The sequence below is a fragment of the Streptomyces catenulae genome (assembly GCF_000718015.1).
GTDB classification, from domain to species: domain Bacteria; phylum Actinomycetota; class Actinomycetes; order Streptomycetales; family Streptomycetaceae; genus Streptomyces; species Streptomyces catenulae.
In genome coordinates, this window is sequence record NZ_JODY01000076.1 from 1 (window position 1) to 1,504 (window position 1,504).

The 1,504-nt window shown below is 71.5% G+C and carries 2 protein-coding genes and 1 pseudogene; 2 read left to right on the top strand and 1 reads right to left on the bottom strand.

Annotation, left to right across the window (positions count from 1 at the left end; all coding sequences use genetic code 11):
- Positions 1 to 198 (top strand): transglycosylase SLT domain-containing protein (locus IF23_RS0130745; RefSeq protein ID WP_030289593.1); only part of this gene is annotated, 198 nt, incomplete at its 5' end.
- A gap of 132 nt (positions 199 to 330) precedes the next feature.
- Here IF23_RS0130745 and IF23_RS0130750 read toward each other — a convergent pair.
- Positions 331 to 522, bottom strand: coding sequence for a hypothetical protein (locus tag IF23_RS0130750; protein ID WP_030289595.1), 192 nt, complete (start codon positions 520 to 522; stop codon positions 331 to 333).
- Positions 523 to 1,048: 526 nt separating this feature from the next.
- Here IF23_RS0130750 and IF23_RS34715 point away from each other — a divergent pair.
- Positions 1,049 to 1,504, top strand: a pseudogene (locus IF23_RS34715) (transglycosylase SLT domain-containing protein); the annotation flags it as partial.

A 1,504-nucleotide genomic window follows, 5' to 3' on the forward strand; every position in this document is an offset into this window, starting at 1 on the left:
GTCAACGACTGGGACATCAACGCCATCAACGGCATCCCCTCCAAGGGCCTCCTCCAGGTGATCCAGCCCACCTTCAACACGTACCACGTCAAGGGCACCGCCCATAAGCTCACCGACCCCGTCGCCAACATCACCGCCGCGGCCAACTACGCCGCCCACCGCTACGGCTCCATCGACAACGTCAACTCCGCCTACTGAGCCGGAACATGACGGCCGTCATCTCTGACGGCGACGGCATCGGGCGACCGGCCACCGGCCGGTCGTGAGCACCGACGAGGGCCCTGTCCGCTCCCCGCGGACAGGGTCCTCGTCGTCGTGCGCGCGGACGCCTTACCGGACGGCGTCGCCGCCCAGCGGCGGGAGGCCGAGGAGGGCGCCGACGACCTGGCCGACGACCTCCAGACCGGCTTTCTCCTTCGGGGTGAGGTCCTGGTCGTCGGCGGGTGCCGCGACGGCCGGGCCGACGGCCAGGGCGCCCGCGGCGCAGAGAGCGGCGACCAGGACGGTCAGACGACGGAACATCGGCGTTTCCTTACGGTGCGAGGGCTCGGACGGGCCCAGCCTCCGCGAGCCGCGCGCCCCGGCCGCCGCGACAGTCCGGACGCTGCGGCGAACGGCCCACCGACTGTGCCGCAACGGGCGCCCCACACGGCCGCGACGCGGGGCGGCGAGGCCCGCATTCCGCTCCGGATCCGGGCCCGTTCCGGGCGTGACCCGGGCAACACACGAGGCCCCTCGGGAGGGGGCGCCAGGTGATGCCGGGCACAGGACGCACGTCACCTACGAGGGCTGGTAGTGCCGCCCCCACCCCGTCAGCACAGCATAAAAAGCCCGCAACATCGGACATATCGCCTGATCTCACTACGAGAGGTAGTACGTCACATCATTGCCACCGCTGCGGGGCCGCGCTAACCATGAATCCCGTAAGCACCGAGAACGTGCCGACGAGCTCCTCCCGTCAGGTGAGCGAGCACGGCCTGACCCTCGGCTCCACGCGCCGCCACAGGCCGCTCCCCCGCATCCCGCATTCGGAAGAGGTCACCACCGCATGTCCCGTTTCGCCCTGCTTCGCACCGCCCGCATCACCCGCACCCAGAAGGTCGCCGCCGCCGTGCTCGTCGCCGCCGGCGCCACCGGCGCAGTGACCGCCACCGCGACCGCGAGCAACGCCCAGCCCGCCGCCGCGCACGCCCCCGCCGCGGTCAAGCCGGTGAGCGCCAACGGTCTGCCGAAGCTGGTGACCGGCGAGGCGACGACCGCCGAGGCCAAGACCGCGGACGTCTCCGCGTCGGTGGCCGACGGTCTGAAGGTCACCGCGGTGGCGAAGCAGGACCGGGCCGCCCACGAGGCCGCGAACCGCTCCATGGAGCGCGCCTCCCTCGCCCCGAAGTCCGCCCCCAAGGCCGCCCCGAAGTCGTATGCGAACAACCTGGACGGCTGGATCCGTCAGTCGCTCGACATCATGAAGAACAAGGGCATACCCGGCTCCTACGAGGGCCTGCAC